This window comes from Streptomyces sp. WELS2, from assembly GCF_013870595.1.
In the GTDB taxonomy this organism is placed as follows: domain Bacteria; phylum Actinomycetota; class Actinomycetes; order Streptomycetales; family Streptomycetaceae; genus Streptomyces.
This window is the reverse complement of sequence record NZ_JACBWZ010000853.1, coordinates 1-2547: the sequence shown is the minus strand read 5'-3', so window position 1 is coordinate 2547 and position 2547 is coordinate 1. Positions and strand designations below refer to the sequence as shown.

Here is a 2547-nt window from a genome sequence, read left to right as displayed (position 1 = left end):
CCGACCGAGGACGAGACCGTCGCGCAGGTCCTCAGCGTCTACGACGAACTGACCCGGCCCAGACCGCTGGTCTAGGTGTGCCGGAAGGCCCTACGGCACGTGCCGGCGGGCCCGCAGGGCCAGGCTCAGCGCCAGGACCGTCTGCGGGTCGTCCAGGTCGGTGCCCAGCAACTCGCCGATGCGGGCCAGGCGGTTGTACAGCGTCTGACGGTTGAGGTGCAGCTCGCGGGCCGTCTCCGCCTTGCGGCCCGCGTGCGCGAGATAGGTCTCCAGTGTCGGCAGCAGCGGCGGCCTGGAGCGCCGGTCGTGCTCGCGCAGCGGGCCGATCGCCCGGTCCACGAAGGACGCCAGGTCGGGGTGGTCGCGCAGCCGCCACAGCAGCAGGTCGATGTCCAGCCGCCGGGCGTCGTACCACGGCAGGTCGGTCAGGCCCTGGGCCGCCGTCGCCGTCTCCGCCGCGTGCCGCAGCCCCGCCGAGGCCGCCGCCCAGCCGCCGGCCACCCCGACCACCACCACCGGCGGCGGCGAGCCCGGCCGCCGCATCCCGGCCCGCTCCACCCCGGCCCGCAGCGCCGCCGCGACCCGGTCCGCGACCGCCGTGCGCTCCGACTCCGAGCGCAGCCCCAGCAGCACCAGGACCCGGCCCTCCACCGGCCGCACGCCCAGCAGCACCGGCACCCCCACCGCGGCCAGTTCCTCGGAGACCGCCCTGGCCAGCACCGCCCAGCCGCCACCGGGCGAGAGGGTGTCCCCGATCCGCATCACCACCGGCAGCAGCGGGCTCTCGCCCGGCTTGAAGCCGAGCACCCGGGCCTGCGCCGGGGCGTCCTCCGCCGCGATCCGGCCCTCGGCGAGATCGGTGAGGAAGTCCCCGCGCCCGCGCGCCGCCAGCTCCTCCTCCTGCCGGGCCTGCATCAGCACCACGGCCAGGATGCCCGCGGCCCGCTCGGCGGCGATCCGGTGCACCGGGGCCGGCGTCGCGCGCACCGGCAGCAGGACGAGCCGGGCGCGCACCGAGCCCGCCGTGCCGGGACCGCCGCCGGGCACGTCCACCAGCACCGTGCCGGACGGCGGCGGGACCTCCTTGTGCGGGCCGCGCAGCCCCTCCCACACCTGGAGCGGGTCGGCGCCCTCCGGCCCGGCCCCGGCGGCGTACAGCAGCCGGCCGTCCGCCGTCTCCAGGAACACCGGGTTGCCGCTGAAGTCGGCCAGGATGCACAGCACCTGCGGCACCCCGCCGCCGCCCAGCAGCGCCTCGGTGCAGCGCCGGTGCACCTCCTCGGCGCGCTGGAGCAGCGCGTAGTGCCCGTTGACGATCTCGGTGTGGATCTCCTCGGTCACCGTCACGAACGGCACCTCGCGGTGCAGCTGGACCAGCGGCAGTCCGGCCGCCCGGGCCGTGTCCACCAGCGCCGCCGGCAGCCGGCCGAAGCGCGGGCCCAGCTCCACCACCAGGGCGGCGATGCCCCGCTCGGCCAGGGTCCGTACGAACGCCCGCTGCTCGGCCGGCCGGGTGCCCAGGCCGTAGCCCGTGGTGAGCAGCAGCTCGCCGCCCTTGAGCAGGGAAGCGATGTTCGGGACCTCGCCCGCGTGCACCCAGCGCACGGTGCGGCCCAGCCGGTCGGCGCCCGCCAGGATCTCCGGCAGCCCGCTGCGCAGTCCGGGCAGCTCCAGCGCCCGCTGCACGGTGATGCCGGCGCCCTGGGTGTCGAGTCGGTGGTCCGTACGGCTGTCCATGCAGCGGACGCTACCTGCGCGGACGTTCCGGTGACATCCCCGGCCGGTTACGGCGGCGGTCACCGGGCCCGCGCGAGCGACACTGCGTCGCCCCCGGCGCGGAATCACCCGGCCGCCTGCCTGTCGTGGCGCACGTCACTGCCCCGGCACACTGTCGCGACCGTACAGGAACCGCCGTTTGACCTTCGGATTCCGTTGCGCGAGCACCAGATGAGGGGCGGGAACGACCGAGAGCGGTACGGGTCTCCGCCGGCTCCAGCCCCCTCGATCTGTTCTCCGACCCGGCGCGCGGCTTCATCGGCGCCTGGGCGGTGGACGCCTTCCAATGGCCGCTGCTCACCGGCTCGTTCGCCTGCGGCACGGCCTTCCACCAGTGCGCGGCCCGCTATCTTGGATCGTCGGGCTGGTCTTCTTCGGCAGCCTCGGGCTCGGCCTGTACCTGAGGGTCCGCCGGCCGGAACGCTACGAGGTCATCGGGCGGATCGTCCTGGAGGACGCGGCCGAGCGCAGGGACGACGAGACGGAGCAAGCCCCCGCCGGCGCCTGGGCGAGCACCTCCCGCGCCGCCCGCCACGAGCGCTCCGGGCCGGGCCGGGGGCCTCACACGGGACGGATGTTGTGGTTGCAGCGGAAGACGTTGTCGGGGTCGTAGCGCCGCTTCACCTTCTCCAGCCGCAGGATGTTCCCGGCGCCCAGTCCGGCCCGGACCCGCTCCGGGCCCTCGTCGCCGATCAGGTTCAGGCACACGGCACCGGTGCTCCACGGCGCCAGCGCGGCGCACGCGTCCCGGACCCAGCGAAGCGCCCGCTC

At 75.8% G+C, this 2547-nt stretch carries 2 protein-coding genes; both read right to left on the bottom strand.

The genetic code is table 11. From position 1 onward, the window contains the following. Positions 1–90: 90 nt before the first annotated feature. Positions 91–1737 (bottom strand): PucR family transcriptional regulator, encoded by a 1647-nt coding sequence (locus tag H5J33_RS30795; protein ID WP_181798055.1) that lies wholly within the window; start codon positions 1735–1737, stop codon positions 91–93. Between the two features lie 600 nt (positions 1738–2337). Continuing rightward, on the bottom strand, positions 2338–2547 hold a 210-nt coding region (locus H5J33_RS30790), incomplete at its 5' end, for a BBE domain-containing protein (protein WP_181798054.1).

What these genes read in the sequence shown, in the direction of transcription:
- H5J33_RS30795 (WP_181798055.1), bottom strand. Translation starts at nt 1,737, where the DNA reads ATGGACAGCCGTACGGACCACCGACTCGACACCCAGGGCGCCGGCATC.